The organism is Azoarcus sp. TTM-91 (assembly GCF_012911025.1).
GTDB lineage: Bacteria > Pseudomonadota > Gammaproteobacteria > Burkholderiales > Rhodocyclaceae > Azoarcus.
This window is the reverse complement of record NZ_WUEI01000009.1, coordinates 22,784-40,162: the sequence shown is the minus strand read 5'-3', so window position 1 is coordinate 40,162 and position 17,379 is coordinate 22,784. Positions and strand designations below refer to the sequence as shown.

9 protein-coding genes are annotated in these 17,379 nt (G+C 72.4%); 3 read left to right on the top strand and 6 right to left on the bottom strand.

What is annotated here, in order from left to right:
- Positions 1 to 319 precede the first annotated feature (319 nt).
- Positions 320 to 1,162 (bottom strand): tungsten ABC transporter permease, encoded by an 843-nt coding sequence (locus GRF61_RS04590; protein ID WP_169149532.1) that lies wholly within the window; start codon positions 1,160 to 1,162, stop codon positions 320 to 322.
- A 23-nt stretch (positions 1,163 to 1,185) separates the two neighbouring features.
- Complete coding sequence (locus GRF61_RS04585; protein ID WP_169149531.1) at positions 1,186 to 1,461, bottom strand: hypothetical protein; 276 nt, start codon at positions 1,459 to 1,461, stop codon at positions 1,186 to 1,188.
- A gap of 438 nt (positions 1,462 to 1,899) precedes the next feature.
- On the opposite strand from GRF61_RS04585, the gene GRF61_RS04580 reads away from it, so the two are divergent.
- Positions 1,900 to 3,030 carry a GGDEF domain-containing protein gene (locus GRF61_RS04580; RefSeq protein ID WP_169149530.1) on the top strand — a complete coding sequence of 377 codons (1,131 nt, stop codon included), beginning with the start codon at positions 1,900 to 1,902 and terminating at the stop codon, positions 3,028 to 3,030.
- Positions 3,031 to 3,349: 319 nt separating this feature from the next.
- Here GRF61_RS04580 and recD read toward each other — a convergent pair whose 3' ends face one another.
- The 4 genes from recD to recC all read right to left on the bottom strand — a co-directional run bounded on the left by recD (position 3,350) and on the right by recC (position 14,017).
- Positions 3,350 to 5,272 (bottom strand): exodeoxyribonuclease V subunit alpha, encoded by a 1,923-nt coding sequence (recD, locus tag GRF61_RS04575; protein ID WP_248281105.1) that lies wholly within the window; start codon positions 5,270 to 5,272, stop codon positions 3,350 to 3,352.
- Positions 5,273 to 5,384: 112 nt separating this feature from the next.
- On the bottom strand, positions 5,385 to 9,158 hold the full coding sequence (gene recB, locus GRF61_RS04570; RefSeq protein ID WP_169149529.1) for an exodeoxyribonuclease V subunit beta: 3,774 nt from the start codon (positions 9,156 to 9,158) through the stop codon (positions 5,385 to 5,387).
- Between the two features lie 268 nt (positions 9,159 to 9,426).
- Positions 9,427 to 10,473 (bottom strand): glycosyltransferase family 4 protein, encoded by a 1,047-nt coding sequence (locus tag GRF61_RS04565; RefSeq protein ID WP_169149528.1) that lies wholly within the window; start codon positions 10,471 to 10,473, stop codon positions 9,427 to 9,429.
- A 187-nt stretch (positions 10,474 to 10,660) separates the two neighbouring features.
- Positions 10,661 to 14,017 carry an exodeoxyribonuclease V subunit gamma gene (gene recC / locus GRF61_RS04560; protein WP_169149527.1) on the bottom strand — a complete coding sequence of 1,119 codons (3,357 nt, stop codon included), beginning with the start codon at positions 14,015 to 14,017 and terminating at the stop codon, positions 10,661 to 10,663.
- Positions 14,018 to 14,176: 159 nt separating this feature from the next.
- Here recC and GRF61_RS04555 point away from each other — a divergent pair, with 159 nt between their 5' ends.
- Together GRF61_RS04555 and GRF61_RS04550 are read left to right on the top strand one after the other, a co-directional pair.
- The gene (locus GRF61_RS04555) at positions 14,177 to 15,814 is read left to right on the top strand and encodes an ATP-dependent helicase (RefSeq protein WP_169149526.1); all 1,638 of its coding nucleotides are present in this window, start codon (positions 14,177 to 14,179) and stop codon (positions 15,812 to 15,814) included.
- A 359-nt stretch (positions 15,815 to 16,173) separates the two neighbouring features.
- Complete coding sequence (locus tag GRF61_RS04550; protein WP_169149525.1) at positions 16,174 to 17,220, top strand: type VI secretion system-associated FHA domain protein; 1,047 nt, start codon at positions 16,174 to 16,176, stop codon at positions 17,218 to 17,220.
- The last annotated feature ends 159 nt before the right edge of the window (positions 17,221 to 17,379 follow it).

The window sequence follows — 17,379 nt, the reverse complement described above, 5'->3', positions numbered from 1 at the left end:
GCCAAGGCGGCAACGGCCGCTCACCGCAACAGAGCACTTCCTCCCCCTTGCGGGGCAGGGCCGCAGGAGGCGCCCCGCAGGGGCCGCTGCATTGAAGGCCCGCGGAACTTCCCTCTCCCGCCAGGGGGAGCAACAGGGTTCCGTCCAGAGCGTTGCGCCTGCCCCCAGAGCAGCACAGACAAGCCTTGCTCAACTTCAACGTGATTGGCAAAAAAGGCAAAAAGGGCGGGGCAGCCTCTGCTGCCCCGCCCTTTTCACATGCAAACCAGAACCGCACCGAACCAGCCCTCTCAAACCGCCCGGTCCCTGCACAAACACTTCATCCGCCCTCGCCTTCCCGCCATGGCAGACCATGTATCCACGGCCCGCCGACCTCCTGGTCCGCTTCCGCCAGCGCGCGCTGACCGGCGGGCGAGACCAGCCAGTCCGCCACGCGGGCGGCCCCCGCCCGCGCCTCCGGCGAAGCCGGATGCCGGGGGCCGGGCTCCGCCGCCACGTAGGCGCGGCGCATCTGCGGATCGCCCCGCACCAGCACTGCCATGCCGTCGCCCTGCAACTTGCCGAAAGCCACCGGCAACGCGCCCACCACCACATAGGCGCGCCGCTGCGCCGCCAGCTGCAGCACCTGCTGTGGCCGTTCGGCGTCGTCCAGCACCACCCAGTCGGCCGCCGGTCGCAGGCCCATCGCCTCCCAAAGGTGCTGCACGATCTCGTGGCTGCCCTGGTTGCGGGCGGCGACGAAAGGCGCCCGCACCTTCTCGATGCGGCGGAAGGCTTCGCTGCCGTCGGCCGCGCCCTTGACCCCGGCGGGGTCCTCCACCGGGCCGACCACGACATGCTCGTTGTAGCCCCATACCCGCTGCCGGCCGACCAGCCCGGCGCCTTCCAGCGCGTAGGTTTCCCGGCCACCGTGGATCAGCAGCAGGTCGGCACGGCCGGCGGCGAAATCCGGCACCACGCCATCCTTGTTGGCCGCGGAAACCACCTGCACCGGTATGCCGGTGGCGGCTTGCAGGCGCGGCGCAAGGCGATCCCACACGCCACTCATCTTCACCCCACCTATCACTGCCACCTTCAGGGTTTCCGCCGCCTGCGCCGGCGCTCCCCACCATGCGCCCAGGCACAGACCGAACAGCAGCAGCCAGCGGCGCCAGCCGGGCATCCTGCCCCGCGTGAAATGCGCCTTCATCGCGGCATCGACTCGCTGAAGCTGTAGAAGGACTGGCCCTCCCCCTGGTCGCCGACGCGGACGATGCGATGGATCAGCCAGCGCTCGTCCCTCAGCAGCCAGGCCGTTACCGCCTCGCCATAGGAGGGCGCCTCATAGAACTCCTCGCCATCGTCCGAGCGCACCTCCCACAACTGGTAGCGATGGGCGTAATAGCAGGCAGCGCCGTCGGCGTCGTAGCCGAACACCCGCTCGGCCTCCAGCTGATCCTCGCGGAATACATCGAATGCCAAGGGCGGCACCGTCATCTCCCGCCATTCGGCAGGGAGGCGCTTCCACCAGGGCTGCGCGCCGCTGTCGTGAACCCGACGCCTGTCCCCGGCTTTTATATGAATATTTGTATACAACACTACGTAAACCCCTGCTGAAGATTGCACTTCAAGACGCAGTTAATTGATATTTTATGATTTTTTACCTTTACTGCCTGCCATGACCTCGCCAACTCCTCGACGACCGAGGTCCTCGTTATATAAACAAGCAAGCAATATGCCGAAATCGCCGCGCGCTGCCTGCAAGGCGGCCCCGTCCGCCGGCTGCCAACTTTTTCCGCAGAGACTCAATTCCGGCAGAGTCCGCATAACAAGGCCCAATCGTTTGGCGTACGATGACCACCCAATACCCCGGCAACATCGGACCCGGACTCCGGCAGGGGCGTCACGGAGGAGGCCTGCGTGAAGAAGACCGAACAGACGCTGCTCGAACAGATGCGCATCAGCGAGTTCGATATCGAGCACCGCAAGGAACTGCTGGCTTTCGGCGAAGAGGACGTAGGCGCCCTGCTCGCCTGCCGCCCCCTGGTGGAGGCACACCTCGACTGCCTGGTCGACGAGTTCTACAAGGTGCAGACCAACATCGCCGAGATCTCCCTGCTGATCGGCGACGCCGACACCCTGGACCGCCTTCGCAGCGTGCAGCGCCGCTACATCCTCGACCTCTTCGGCGGCGTCTATGACATCGAGTATGTGAACAACCGCCTGCGCATCGGCATGGTGCACAAGCGCATCGGCGTCGAACCCAAGCTCTATCTCTCCGCGGTGCAGATGCTGCGCGAGCTGCTGGTCAACGTGATCGAAGGCAGCGGCGAAGAGGCCAAGGTGATCCGCAAGCGGCTGAAGGCGCTGGAGAAGATCTTCTACTTCGACATCACCCTGGTGTTCGAGACCTACATCCGCAGCCTGGTCTCCGAGATCGAGACCGCCAAGAACAAGTCTGACCAGTACGCCCGCTCGCTGGAAGAAAAGGTGAGCCTGCGCACCCGCCAGCTGGAAGAGTGGATGCGCACCGATCCGCTCACCGGCGTGCTCAACCGCCGCTTCTTCGAGGAAACCGTGACCCGCGCCATGCGCGCCGCCGAGCGCCGCGACGAGCCGCTGACGGTGGTCTACCTCGATATCGACGACTTCAAGCTGATCAACGACCGCGAAGGCCACAAGCACGGCGACGAAGTGCTGCGCGCCGTGGGCGAGGTCCTTGCCACCGCCTGCCGCAGCGAGGACAGCTGCTTCCGCTACGGCGGCGACGAGTTCTGCATCGTGCTGCCGAACTGCACCGCCAGCGAAGCGCGCTCCGGCTTCTGCCGCCGGCTGAACGAAACCAAGGACCCGCGGCTGAGCGGCATCCGCTTCAGCGTTGGCATCGCCCAGAGCGGCCCGGGCGAGTACCACGACCCGCAGGAGCTGGTCGCCCGCGCCGACGCCGACATGTACCGGGACAAGCAGAGAGCCCACGGCCACCTGGCGGAACACAGCCTGAGCGTGGTGCCGGACACGCCGCTGCCCAAGGACAAGCCGGAGGCCGCGTGAGGGGTGGCCTGACGTGGGTAAGCTGAACGGCCATCCCCTGGCGGCGGAAGCCGAAGTAGCAATGGCCAGCGGCGCCGGTCAGCCGCAATGCCGCCGAGATGAGCGATGACGCCCGGGACGCGCCCTCCCTCTCGCGGGGGAAAGCCGGGGAGCGGGGGCCAGAATCAGCCGCTTCACCTGTCTGGACCGCTTCGCAACCCGCAGCCTCGGGGCAGAGCCTCTACCTTGCGCGCCCAGCTCGAGCGGCAACCGCAAGATCTCAGACGCTCCACCCTCGCCCGCCGACGGCATCCGCCGCCTCAACCCTCCGCCAGACCGCTTAACTGGATGCCCCCTGCTCCTCCAGCCGTGCCGCCAGGCCCGACCAACGCCGCGTCGGCTGGGCGCAGGCGGCGGCGAACACCGGGCCGGCGCCCATCAACTGCAGTTTGCGGGCGGCGCGGGTAACCCCGGTGTAAAGCAGCTCCCGGCTCAGCACCGGCGACGGCCTGGCCGGCAGCAACAGCGCCACCTCCTCGAATTCCGAACCCTGGCTCTTGTGCACCGTGAGGGCGAAGGCGGTGTCGTGAGCGGGCAGGCGCAGCGGCGCCACGCTGCGGAAACCACCGCCGGCGGCGGGGAAATGCACCGCCAGCGCGCCGTCCGCGTCCGGCAGGCACAGGCCGACGTCGCCGTTGTAGAGCCCGAGCAGGCCGTCGTTGCGCAGCACGATCACCGGCCGGCCGGGATACCAGGGCGAGGCGGCGCCCCTGTCCTGCGCATGGCCACCCAGCGCAGCCCGCAGCCAGCGGGCGAGATGCGCGTTCAGCGCCGCCAGCCCGCGCGGGCCTTCATGCAGCGCCGCCAGCACGCGGAAGCGGTCGAAGGCGGCGAACAGCGCGGTCACGTCCGCCTCGCCGGCCAGCGTCTGCTTCAAGGTTTCCAGGTAGGGCACATAGCCGGCCTCCAGCCGCGCCAACGTGGCGGCAGCCGGCTGGGTGGCGGCGTCCTCCAGCCAGCGCACCGCGTCATCCTCGTTGGCGCGCAGCCAGAGCAGGGCGCGCTCGCCCTCGCCCTGGTTGATGTCCGCCGCCAGGCGGCCGATGCCGGAATCGCGGCTGAAGCGGCGGCTCTCGCTCAGCCAGGCGACGCAGTCGGCCAGCGCCGGCACCGGTCCGCTGCCGGCCGCAAGCGGGGCCTCCGCCGCCATGCCGGCCAGCGTCTCCAGCGCGGCGGCAGTCGTCGGCCGCAGCAGCCGGCGAGCGGAGAGGTCGGCGAACACCGCGCCGGCCTCCACCGCCGCCAGCTGGTCCTTGTCGCCCAGCAGGATCACCCGCGCGCCCGACGGCACCGCGTCGAACAGGCGGGCGGCCAGTGCCAGATCCAGCATGGAGGCTTCGTCCACCACCAGCACGTCCACCGCCAGCGGATTGCCGGCATGGTGGCGGAAGCGGCCGGGCTCCGGGGTGACGCCCAGCAGGCGATGCACTGTGTGCGCCGCTTCCGGCAGCTTGCCGCGCAACCTGGGCGGCAGGCCAGCGGCACGCGCCCTCAGCGCTTCCAGCATGCGGGCGGCGGCTTTGCCGGTGGGCGCGGCCAGCGCGATGCGCAGCGCCGGCTCCACCGTCAGCAGGCAGCCGAGCAGGGCGGCGACGGTAGTGGTCTTGCCGGTGCCGGGGCCGCCGGAGATGACCATCAGCCGGCTCAGCAGCGCCTGGGCGACAGCCAGCTTCTGGCCATCCGGCAGGCCGTCGTCGCGGGGCGGAAAGAGCTTGTCCAGCAAGGCGCCGACGCGCTCCCGCAGCGCGGCGGCGTCCGCCAGCGCCGCCGGCCGCGCCAGCCCGCGCAGACGGCCGGCGAGGCGGTTTTCGAGGTCGAAATGACGGCGCAGGTAGAGGCGGTCGCCGCCATCCAGCACCAGCGGATGGGCGCCGGGGGGCAGCGCGGGCGCCGCCTCTGCGACCACGCCGCTGGCGAGCAGCTTCGCGCGCAGGCTGGCAACCGCCTCCGCGCCGCCCGCCTCGGCCGGGTTCTCGCTCTCTTCGGTCAAGGCCGCCAACGGCAGGCAGACGTGGCCCTGGGCGCTGGCCAGCGTCAGCCGCAGCGCCGCGTCGCGCAGCGCCGGCAGCACCTCGGCCGGGGCGCCGTCGGCCCGCGCCCAGGCTTCGACATGCAGGGCGAAGCCGAGGGCGAGGTCGCGCTGCGCCGGCGCCTCGCCAGCCAGCGGCAGGGCGCCGCCCAGGGATTGCACGGTGGCGCTCATCGGCCGGCCTCCCCTTCAGTGCGGCAGGCCGGGAGCGCTTCACGCCGCCGGCGAGGGAAGTAGCGCGATACGCCATTCGGCGCTCCTGCCGCGCTCAAGCGAACGAACGCGCTCATGCCAGCACTCCCAGCCCGCGCTCCGCCGGCTGGCGGCCGGCCAGCAGGGCGTCCAGCGCCTGCACCACCGCCAGCGCCGGCCGGTGGCTGTAGACGCCGGCGGGCTGGCCGGCCACCTCCCAGCCCGGCCGTACGCCGCGGACGAAGAGGTAGCGGGTGCCGCCGAAATGGCGCTCGTAGTCGTAGCCGGGCAGGCTGAGGCCGAGGTGGCGGTGCAGGGCGACGGTGTAGAGCAGGTGCTGCAGGTGGTAGCCGTGGGCCTGCATGGCCGCCTCCAGCCGCGGGCCGGCGTAGTCCTGCGGGCGTTCGCCGAGGTGGTTGGACTTCCAGTCCAGCAGGTAGAAGCGGCCCTGGTGTTCGAACACCAGGTCGATGAAGCCCTTGAGGTAGCCGGCCAGTCCGGCAAAGGCCAGCCGCGGCACGCCGTAGCCCTGGGCCGCCAGCCAGCGGTTGAGACCGGCGGCGTCCAGCGCCGGCGCCGGCAGGTGGAAGGCGAGTTCGGTGAGGCGGCGCGACAGCGGCAGCTGCGCCAGTTGCAGGCCCTCGCCCAGCGGCGCGGCGATGACGTCGGCCAGCAGGCGGCGCAGCATGCGCGGCAGCCGGCGGGCGGACTCCTCGTCGCCCACGCCGGTCAGGCGCTGCGGATGCGCTTGCAGCGCGGTGGCGATGGCGGCCTCCCAGCCGCGCTCGTCGGTGAAGTCGATGCGCTCGAACACCGCATGCAGGCAGTCGCCGGCGGCCGGGCCGCGGGGGAAGCGCAGGATGTCGTCGGCGGCGATGGCGGGCGCGGCTTCCAAGCCTTCGCCACCCTCTTCCCCTACTCCCTCTTCCGGCGCCAACGTGCGGGCGTCGTGGTCCTGCGCAGCCTGTTCGTGGGTGGCACCGAAGATCAGCGCGCTGAAGCTGCCGATGCGCCAGCCGGCGGGGATGGGCGGCGGCCGCAGCGCGCGCGGGCTGGCATCGCCGTGGTCCGGCGGCGGCAGGGCGACCGCGGCGCCGTCCGGCAGGTCGGCCAGCGCCATGGTGGGTTCGCCACCGCGCTGGGCGGCGGCCACCAGCTGGCGCCAGCGGGCGTCGATCTCGGCCGGCGTCATCTTGTGCTCGCGCCAGGCGGCGGTGTCCAGGCCGCCGCCGGCCACCATCCAGTTGAGCAGGCTGCGGCCGCTTTCGCTGTAGCTGGGGCGGCCGAAGGACAAGGTGGCGTAGCAACCGACCACCAGGTAGCAGCGATACACCGCGCGGGTGAGGGCGACGTAGACCAGGCGCAGGTCTTCCGCCTGCCGCTCCAGCCTCTGGCGGGCGAGGATGTCCTTGTCCTCCTCGGCGGCCAGCGTGGCGCGGCGGCGGTAGTCCAGCACCAGCCGGCCGTCGTCCTCGTGCCAGCCGCGCATGGCGCCGCCGTCGTCGCGGCCGGGGTAGCCGTCGAACAGGAAGGGGCAGAAGACGATGCCGTACTCCAGGCCCTTGGAACGGTGGATGGTGACGATCTGCACCAGGTTGCGGTCGGACTCCAGCCGCAGCTGGGCGGCCTCGCCGCCGCTGCTGTCGGCGCGGCGGCTGGCCAGGGTGCGCAGCAGCACTTCCGGCGAGGCCTCGCCGGCGGCCTGCTGCAGCAGTTCGGCCAGGTGCATCAGGTTGGTGAGCCGGCGTTCGCCATCGGCGCGGGCGAGCAGGCGGGCGGCGACGCGCTCGTCGGCCATCCATTGCCGCAGCATCACGCCGAAGCCGCGCGACAGCCAGGTGTCGCGCCAGCGGGCGAAGCGGTCCAGGGTGTCCAGCAGCGCCGCTTCGTCGCCGGCCAGGCGGGCGAGCGCGGCGGCATCGCGGCCCATGGCGGCGCCCGCCAGCGCGGCCAGCACCCGCGGCTGGCGCGCCGGCTCGGCGATGGCGAGCAGGATGCGCTCCAGCTCTTCGGCGTCTTCGGTGTGGAACACGCTGGCCTGGGACAGCTCGACGCTGCCCACGCCCACCGCCGCCAACGCCTGGCGCATGCGCGCACCCTGGCCGTGGCTGCGCACCAGCACGGCGATGTCGGCCGGCGCCAGCGGGCGTTCGCCGATGCGGACTTCGCCGGCCGCGGCGGCGGCGAGCAGGCGGGCGATCTCGGCGGCGCTGGCGGCGGCGGCGCGCTGCAGGGCGACGCCGCGCGGCAAGCGGTCGCCGCCCTCCTCGCCTTCCAGCGCTTCGTCCTTGGGAATGCGCCACAGCCGCAGCGCGGCCGGGCCGGCGCTGGCGGTGAGGTCCACCAGCGGCGGGCGGGCACGCTCGCCGGCTTCCACCCGCTCGTAGTCCAGCCCCGGCAGCATGAACACCCGGCTGTTGGCGCCGAACAGGCGGTTGCAGGCTTCGATCAGCGCCGGCGCCGAGCGCTGGTTGCGGCGCAGGGTGTAGCGGCTGTCGGCGCGCTCGCGGGCGGCGAGGTAGGTGTGCAGGTCGGCGCTGCGGAAACTGTAGATGGCCTGCTTGGGATCGCCGACGAGGAAGAGGCTGCCGTGGCGGCCCTCGCCGCGGTAGATGCGGTCGAAGATGGCGAACTGCAGCGGGTCGGTATCCTGGAACTCGTCGATCAGCGCCGCCGGGAAGCGGGCGTGCAGCGCGGCGGCGAGCCAGGGCTGGCGGCCGCCGGCAAGCGCCTCGTAGGCGTTCCACAGGATGTCGTCGAAGGCGATCTGGCGCTGCTCGCGCTTGCGCCTGCGCAGTTCGGCGGCGGCTTCGTCGAGGAAGCCGCGCAGCAGGGCGAGGCGGGCGCTTTCCAGCTGGCCATCCAGCGCGGCGCGGGCGGCGAGCAGGGCATCGGCGGCGTCGCAGAAGGCGTGGCCGGGCGTGCTGCCGCCCTTGTTGGTCTTGTCCGCCAGGGTGGCGGCGCACAGCAGGCCGAGCTTGCTGTCTTTGTCCGCCGGCAGCGGCGCGCGGGCGTCGCCGGCGGCGAACCAGTCCGCCCACTGGCGCTGGGCGCGGGCGACGGACTCCGGCTTGTAGCTGTTCTTGTTGAGGCTGGCGGCAGCGTCATTCACCAGCGCCAGCACCTGGGCCCCATCACCCTGCCAGCAGGCGGCCGCCTCGGCGTAGGCCCGTTCCAGCTCCGCGCCGGCGGCGTCCAGCACGGAGCCGGCGGTGGTGGGATCGGTGGCCAGCACTTCGGCATCCCAGCGCCGTTCGGCCAGCGGCTTGGCCATGTCGGCCTTCAGCGTTTCCGCCCAGGTTTCGGGGCAGTCGCCGTTCTGCGCCAACAGATCGGCCAGCGCCGCCGGCAGCGCGCCGCCGATGATGGCGCGGCGCCAGAAGTCCTGCGCCACTTCAAGGCGCAGCGCGCTGTCGTCTTCCGACAACTGCAGCGCGTAGGGCAGGCCGGCGGCAAAGGGCGAATCGGCCAGGGCACGCTGGCAGAAGCTGTGGATGGTGAAGATGGCAGCTTCGTCGAAGGTCTGCAGCGCATGGCGCAGGCGCTTGCTCATTTCCGCGCGGGCGATGCCGGTCTGCTCCACCCGCGCGATCAGCTGCGGCACGAAGGGATCGCCGCCGGCCTCGCCGCCGTCCAGCACCCGCAGGGTGTCGACGATGCGGTCGCGGATGCGGGTGGACAGTTCGGCAGTGGCGGCCTTGGTGAAGGTGACGACGAGCAGGGATTCGACCGCCAGCCCGCGTTCCAGCAGCAGGCGCAGGTAGAGGCCGCAGATGTTCCAGGTCTTGCCGGTGCCGGCGGAGGCTTCGACGAGGTGGATGCCGTCTAGCGGGCAGGCGAAGACGTCGAGATCGGTGGAGGCGGCCATCGGCGGATGGTAGCGGCGGGGCGCGGGGCGGGCAATGGACGGCGCGGCGCCGGCGCCCGGCTTGCCGGAAACGGGCGCTGGCGGTGGCGCTTGACGCCCGGGCGGCGTCCCTTGGCGGGCCTGTGCGGGGCGAGCGGAGAGGTCGGCCGCCGGCTTCCCTCATGCGCCTGCCGGGTCAGCAGGCGGGCAACGCGGGCCCGCCGGTTTCCCGCAGCCCGGTGCAGGGAGGAGCGGAAAGCCGTCCCGCTGGCCGCGCTGCGGCGGGCGCTCAGACCTGCTGCAGCACGGCCGCGGGCGCGCAGTCGTCGAGGATGGCCTGCAGCGCCTGGCCGCCGGCGGCGAAGGTGTAGTGGGTGAGCGCCCGCTCGCGGGCGCGGCGGCCGAGTTCGGCGCGGCGGGCGTCGTCGTTCCACAGCGACAGGATGGCGACGCGCAGGGCAGCGACGTCGCCCGCCGGCACCAGCAGGGCGTCGGCGCCATCCTCCACATAGTCCTCGGTGCCGGCGCAGCGGGTGGCGATGATCGCGCAGCCGCGCATCATGGCCTCGATCAGCGTGACCTGGCCGGAGGGGTTGCCGGCATCCTGCAGCGGCACGAGATTGAGACGGGCGCCACGGGCGAGGCGATGGCATTCGTCCAGTGCCAGCCCGTTGCGGAAGCACACCTCTGGCGGCGCCTGGATGTGGCGGGTGCGGTGCTCGCCGGCGACGATCAGGGTGGGAATGCCGGTGCCGGCCACCGCCGCCGCCAGGGTGGCGTAATCCCGGTTGGCGGTGCCGAGGGCGAGGATGAAGGGCTGCTGGCCGGCGGGCGCTTCGTCCGCGCTGGCGGGCGCCTCGCCTTCCGCCGGCAGCGCCACGCTCAAGGGCACGAACTGGAAGCGGGATTCCGGCAACCCCAGCCAGCGGCTGTAGAGCGGGATCTCGGCGCGCGAGTGGACGACGAACATGTCCACCCCGGCCAGCGCGAAGCGCGCCACCGCGCCCTTGAGGCCGCCGTAGGTGCGGCCGAGGTTGAAGCTCCAGGCCACCACCATGAGGTCGGAGCGCAGCAGCAGCCGTTTCAGCAACCCGGCCAGCGCGGCAAGCTGGGGAAAGACGGTGATCAGGCCCTGCGCGCGGCCGCCGCCGGCGCGGCGCAGGGCCGCCCGCACATGGCGGTAGTAGTCCGCCCACTCCTGGCGGCCGGACACCGGCCGCGAGCGGTCGTGGGCGTAGCCGGCCGGCACCACGTCGACCTCGTGACCCACCACGTCCTTGACGATCCAGCTTGAAGTCGTACCGCGGGTAAACGGCGAAAGCAGGAGGAAGCGCATGGAGGACTCCAGGTTCGCGCCCCGGGCGCGGGCCGGCACGGCCAGACGGGGTTCGGGCGGATGAAATGACCTCAGTATGGAGAGGCGGCCATGCCGCCGCCATTGCCGACCGCCCCAAACGGGCAGGCTTGCGCGAAGCTGAAGCCAGGAGCGCGGCCGCTGGCGGATCGCCGCCAAGGCAGCCGCCTCAGCCCAGGCGCGGGTCGTCCAGCGCCGCCAGCAGGGGCTGCAGCACCGTCTGGGCGATGTGCTGGAAGGGCCCGCCCAATGGATCGGCCACGCCGCGCAGCGCCAGCCGGTAGGCGGGGTCGGCACGCTCGCCGTAGGCCGGGCGGTTGCCGCCGGTCCATTTCGCCAGCGCCTTGCCGTAGCCGCCGCCGGGGGCGGCCAGCGCCCAGGCGGACTTGGGATAGAAGGGCAACGGCTGCTGCAGCCCCTGGCGATACAGTTCCAGCAGCTCGGCCAGGTGCTGGCGCGCCTGCGCCGGCGGCAGCGGCCGGTAGCGGCAGCGGCCGTCGCGCGACACCAGCCGGGTTTGCGGTTCAACGCCGGCCGGCGGCGCGGCGCACAGGGCGAGGTGGGAGAGCCAGCCGGCGAGGTAATCCACCGGCCGGGTGTCGTCGTAGCGGTGGCGTACCTGGCCCTGCGGCCGCAGGTCGCCGAAGGCGGCGGCGAGGTGCCAGTCTTCGTCACCCAGGGTGAAATCCAGCCGCGGCACATGGGCCGGCAACGGCGCGCCCTGGCGCTGCTCCGCCACTTCGGCGGCGAAGCGGCGCAGACGTTCCACCTCGCGCGCCAGCTCGGCCTCGCCGGCGGCGCCCGCCGGGTATTCGCCTCCGGCGCGGGCCAGCGCCAGGGGATCGGTGGCGGCGGCCTGCTCGCCCAGCAGCACCGGCAGCAGGCGCGCGGCCAGGGCCTGGCGCGCCGGCCAGTCGGGCAGGAAGGCTTCCACGTCGGCCAGTTCTTCGTCGCCTTCCGGCAGTTCCAGGCCGAGGCGTTCGCGCAGCAAGTAGCGGCAGGGCTGGCGGAAGAAGCGGATGAGCTGGTCCAGCCCGACCTCTCGCCAGTCCTCGCCGGCCGGCGACAGCGGCTGGGGGAAGAAGGGCGCGCCGGCGGCGTCGGCGAAAACGTCGTCCTCGCCCGCCTCATCCGCAAGGCCCGGGTCAGCACCGGCCGCCGCCTGCAGCGGCGCGCGCAGGCGGGCGGCGAGCGCGGCGGCGTATTCGGCCTGGTAGCTGGCGAGGCGGCGATCCTGGCCGGCGCCGGGCAGGAAGTAGTCGGCGGAGAAGGGCTGCAGCGGGTGGACTACGGTGAGGCGCGCGCGCGCCGCCGCCAGCGCATCCGGCTGCAGCGGATCGTCGGCGCAGGCTTCGGCCAGGGTGTCCAGCAGCTCGTCCACCAGCACCGAGGGCGGCAGCTCGCTACCGTCGCGCACGCTGCGGCCGGTGTAGGAGAGGTGCAGCACGTCGCGCGCCGCCAGCACCAGGTCGAGGAAAAGGTTGCGGTCGTCGTCGCGGCGCTGGCGGTCGCCCTTTTGAGGCCGGGCCGCCATCAAGTCGAACTCGGCGGGGCGGTCGCTGCCGGGGAAGGCGCTGCGGTCCAGGCCGATGACGCAGACCACCCGGTAGGGCAGGTTGCGCAGGCTGGAGAGCGCCGAGAAGGTGACGGTGCCACCGGGCACGCCGCCGCGGGCGGGGTCGTCCAGCGCCGCCGTCAGCGCCGGGTGCAGCACCGCCAGCGGGATGGCCTGGCGCAGTTCGCCGGCGGCCATGTCCTCGGTGAGCGCGGCGATGGCGGCGCGCACCTCGCGCAGCTCTTCGGCCCAGTCGGGCGCGTCGCCCACCAGCCGGTCCAGCGCCTCGTTGAGCAGGCGGCGCCAGCCGGGCGCGTCCTGCGGCTGCAGCAGCTGACTGCGCAGATGGCCCAGGGTCTGGGCGTAGCGCCACAGCCGGCCCAGCGCCAGCGCGGCGCCGCCTTCCGGATGGGCGGCGCCGACGTAGCCGGCCAGCGGCGCCGCGTCCGCCGCCTCGCCCGCCGACCAGGCGAGAAAGAGGCGGTGCAGGCCGTGCTCCAGGGTGTGCGCCGCGTCGCCGCCCAGGCCCAGGCCTGCGCGCTGGGCGGCGTCCAGCCCCCAGCGCACGCCGGCTTCGCGCAGCCAGCCGTGGATGGATTCCAGATCGGCGCCTTCCAGCTCGAAGCGGCGCGCCACCGCTGGCTGCTGCAGCAGGTCGAACAGGCGGCTGGCGGGGAAGCGGCCGGCGGCCAGGGTGAGGGCGAGGTCCAGCACCCGCGCCACCGGGTTGTCCTGGGTGTGGCCAAGGCCGGTGATGCGCCAGGGAATGCGGCGGGCCGGCGGCGCGGTGCCGAACACCGCTTCGATGAGCGGCGCGGTGGCGTCCAGATCGGGCATCAGCACCACGATCTCGTCCGGCCGCGGCGGGTTGGGCGACTTGAACAGGCCGAGCAGGCGATCCTGCAGCACCTCCAGCTCGCGGGTGCGGGAGTGGCAGACATGCACTTCGATGCTGCGGTCGCCGGCGGCCAGGGCGACGCCGCCGGGCGGCAGCTCGTCCAGCACCAGGATGGCGTTCTGCAGTTGCGCCAGCAGGTGTTCGGCCGGGTGCGGCAGGAAGAGGGCGTCTTCCACCACCTCGTTCTCGCCCTCGAACAACAGGCCGATGTGGGCCTGGGTCTGCCGCCCCCAGGCGGCGAGCAGGCGGTTGCCGGTCTCGTGGAACATGTCGGACTGGCGCGAGGCCAGCCAGGACAGGCGGCGCGGGTCCACGATCTCGAACCAGAACTCGCCGCAGGGGTTCAGCGTGTACAGCCGCACCTCGACCTGGCGCGCCAGCTGGCGCAGCACCTCCAGGTAGAGCGGCGGCAGCGTCGGCAGGCCGAACACATGCACGGTTTCCGGCAGGCCGAGAGCGGCGAGTCCGTCGGCATCCATAGCCGCGATCTGGCGCAGGAAGACGGCGGTGGGATGCTCCCGCCGCACACCCAGGCCGGCGTGGATGCGCCGCCACAGCTCCGCCTGCCAGGCTTCGTCCGCACGCTCCGCCTCGGTGGCGCCCATCAGCCGGGTGGAGCGCCCGGCGGCCCAGTCTTCCAGCCATTCCGGGCGATAGGTGAGGTAGTGGTCCATCACCCGGGCGATACGGCCGGCCAGCTCGTAGCGCATCGCCGGATCGGCGCCGGCGAGGTAGTTCGCCAGCCGCGGATGTGCGCCTATCCAATCCTGCCCGCCCTCTTCCAGCAGGCCATAGAGCCGCCAGGCCAGCAGCGCGGGCGAGAAGGGCGAGCGCTCCGGCACCGGCACCAGCCGGCCCACCTGCCGCCACAACCACTGGGCGAGGTAGTCGAAACGCAGATTGACGCAGACGCCCTCGCGCTCGGCCACCGCCAGCTCGATGCGCCGGCGCAGCGCGCTGCTGGGCACGACGACGTGGCGTTCGCCGAAGGGGCCAGGCTGCTCGGCGGCGAGGCGGTCGAGCAGGGTGTCGAGCAGGATCTCGAAGCGGTTGGAGAAGGCGAGGGAAAACATCGCGGCGAATGATGGCGGAGCGCGCGGATTCTGTCACCGCGAACACGGCGGCCGGCGCCATATGGTCAAGCCGGCTGGCGGATGGTATGAAGGGGGGCCGCGGCTTGCGGCCCTGGCCGCGCGGGTGCGCCGGCCTCCCCCAGCCAACCTGACGACACCATGGCCAGAACCCATCCCGAAGGCTGGCGCCAGCTGCCCGCCAGCGGCGCGCTGGCGCGCGAACTCGCCACCCTCTCCCGCCTCGCCGACGGCCTGCCGGACGACTACGCCATCTACCACGGCCTGCACTGGACGCGGGTGGAGCGCGAGCACACGGTGTTCGGCGAGATCGGCTTCGTCGTGCTCGGCCCGGACGGCAAGCTGCTGCTGATCGAGCAGCAATCCGGCTTCCTCGACGAGACCACCGAGGGCCTGCAGCGGCCGCACTCCCGCCGGGCGCGCAACATCAGCCTGGAACTGGCGCGCAACACCGAGGCCCTGCGCGCGCGGCTGAAGCCGCTGCTGGACGGCGCCGAGCCGCAGCTGGAAATCCTGCTCTACTGCCCCGACTATCAGGTGCGCCAGCCCGGCACCGCCGGCCTGGACCCGGCGCGCATCGTGGACAGCAGCCGGCGCGACGCCCTGGTCGCCATCGTCCAGGGGCTGACCCGGCCGGAGGATGGCTACAGCGCCGACGCCGCCCGCCAGACCGCGCTGCACCGCTTCCTCGCCGACCTGCTGGAGTTGGTGCCGGACGTGCAGGCGCTGGCCGGCCAGGCCCATGCGCTCACCACCCGGCTGTCCGGCGGGCTGGCCGAATGGGCGCGGCGCATCAGCATGTCGCCCTTCCGCCTGCACGTCACCGGCACCGCCGGCAGTGGCAAGACCCAGCTCGCGCTGGCCGCCTACACCGACGCCCTGGCCGCCGGCCGGCGCCCGCTCTACGTCTGCTACAACCGCCCGCTGGCGGACCACTTCGCCCGCATCGCCCCGGCCGGCGGCGAAATCGCCACCTACCACCAGCTGTGCGACCGCCGCCTGCGCGCCGCCGGCAAGCCGCCGCGCTTCGGCCAGCCGGACACCTTCCGCCGCCTGGAAGCCGACTTCGCCGCCCTGCCACCCGACCCCGCCTGGCGGTTCGACGAGCTCATCGTGGATGAAGGCCAGGACTTCACCGAAGCCTGGCGCGACGCACTGCTCGCCATGCTGGCGCCGGAGGGCCGCGCCTGGTGGCTGGAAGACCCGATGCAGAACCTGTACGGCCGCGAGCCGGTGGCCCTGCCCGGCTGGACCGGCCTCTGCGCCGACACCAACTACCGCACCCCGGCCGACGTCCTCGCCCTGCTCAACCGCAGCCTGCCGCTGCCCCAGCCCATCGCCGCCGGCAGCCCGGTGGACGGCACCGGCCCGGAGATCCTCAGCTGGCGGGACGCGGACGGCCTGTTCGACGCCACCAAGCGCGCCATCACCCGCGCCATCGGCCTCGGCTTCCGCCGCGAGATGATCGCGCTCATCACCTACCGCGGCCGCGAAAACTCCCGCTTCACCCCGCTGGACCACCTCGGCCCCCACCGCCTGCGCGCCTTCAGCGGCCGCTACGACCTCTTCGGCGAGGCCGAGTACAGCGAGGGCGACCTGCTGATCGACTCGGTCTACCGCTTCAAGGGCCAGGCCGCGCCTTGCGTGATCTTCACCGAGGTGGATTTCCCCGCGCTGGACGCGCTGGCGGTGCGCAAGCTCTTCGTCGGCGCCACCCGGGCGACGATGAAGCTCATCCTGGTCGCCTCCGAGCGCAGCGCGGCGATGCTGTCGGCCTGAGACCATGCGGAGGTAAGGCGACGAACGGAGAAGCCGCCGCCACTGCCTCCTCCTGCCGAACAGCATCGCGGCGCATGCGCCGGCCCCGCCGCCCCATTGTGGCCGCCGCCCCGCTGTGGTGGAATCGCCCGCTGGCCGGCCACCACCAAAGTATTACCTACCGGCAACCGAACACCCCGCCTCCGTTCGAGCTGCGGCCATTCAGGCCCGCTCCCCGCAAAGCCTTTCGACAGGCCCAGGCAGACGCTGGCAGGGACTCTGTTGCCGGACCGACAAGAACACGCATGCTCCTCCACCCGGCAGGAGCCAGAGCCGGCGGGGGACGACAGCACGGGAGCCGAACGAAGGGAGATCCAGGCGTGTTGCGCATCAGAGTCATACAGGTGGGCGGGCAGCCGGCACAAGCCGCGCTGATCGGCGAGTTCGGCGGCGACGGCGGCACCATAGGCCGCGACGCCAGCAACCAGCTCGCCCTGCCCGACCCGGACCGCCACATCTCCCGCGTACAGGCCCGGATCGATTACGACGGCTGCCGCCACATCCTCACCGACTGCGGCAGCAACCCCACCCACCTCAACGGCCAGCCGCTGGGCAAGGGCGCCAGCGCCACCCTGCGCGACGGCGACACCCTGCTGATAGGCGTCTACCGCCTGCGGGTGGAGATTCCCTACTCCGACAGCGCCAGCACCAGCAACCTCACCCAGCCGAACGCCCCCAAGCCCACGCTGGAACCACCGCAGGCGGGCGAGAACACCCGGCTGTTCGCCGCGCCGCCACGCAAGCGCCCGGCGCCCAAACCCGTCCCGATCCAGGACGACTACGCCCCGCTGCTGGCCGCCTTCCGCCGCGGCCTGGGCAGCGCCGCACTGCCGCCGGGTTTCGAGCTGACGCCAGCCAAGATGGAACTGCTGGGCAGCCTGCTGCGCGAAAGCGTGAGCCTGATCGTCGCCCTGCTGGACGACCGCAGCGACGACAAGCAGGCGATGCGCGCCGACCTCACGCTGGCCGGCGACGCGGCACTGAATCCGCTGAAGGAGGGTGGCGGCGCCGAAGGCGCGCTGGGCCGCCTTCTCGCCGCCGACGACGGCGGCAGCGCCGCCCGCCGCGCGCTGGCCGAGGTGCGGCAGGACCTGCAGGGCCACCTCGCCGCCAACACCGCCGGCCTCGGCGCCGCGCTAGCCGATGTGCTGGCCGGCTTCGCCCCGGCTGCGCTGGAAGACCGCCTGGCCGAACGCAAGCTGCTGGACGCGCTGCTGCCGGCCAACCGCAAGGCCAAGCTGTGGGATCTGTACGAGCAGCACTTCGACGCTCTCAGCCAGCAGGCGGCAGCGGATTTCCGCAACCTGCTCGGCCACGCCTTCCTCGACGCCTACCGCCACCACACGACCAAGCGGATCAAGGGCTGACGCGGGCCGCCCCTCATCCGGCCGGGGGCCAGCCCAAGGGCGCGAGACACGGCCCGCGCCGTGGCGAGCGGTGCCGCGGCGCTACCTCGGCAGCCGCCAGCGCGAGGAAACAAACCAGGGGAAAACGGGTAGGCCGGCAATCGCGGCCTTCCCCAGCAC

Coding starts and splice junctions, on each gene's coding strand:
- GRF61_RS04590 (WP_169149532.1), bottom strand. CDS start 1,162: ATGCCCGGCTGGCGCCGCTGGCTGCTGCTGTTCGGTCTGTGCCTGGGC.
- recC (WP_169149527.1), bottom strand. CDS start 14,017: ATGTTTTCCCTCGCCTTCTCCAACCGCTTCGAGATCCTGCTCGACACC.
- recB (WP_169149529.1), bottom strand. CDS start 9,158: ATGGCCGCCTCCACCGATCTCGACGTCTTCGCCTGCCCGCTAGACGGC.
- GRF61_RS04555 (WP_169149526.1), top strand. CDS start 14,177: ATGGCCAGAACCCATCCCGAAGGCTGGCGCCAGCTGCCCGCCAGCGGC.
- GRF61_RS04565 (WP_169149528.1), bottom strand. CDS start 10,473: ATGCGCTTCCTCCTGCTTTCGCCGTTTACCCGCGGTACGACTTCAAGC.
- recD (WP_248281105.1), bottom strand. CDS start 5,272: ATGAGCGCCACCGTGCAATCCCTGGGCGGCGCCCTGCCGCTGGCTGGC.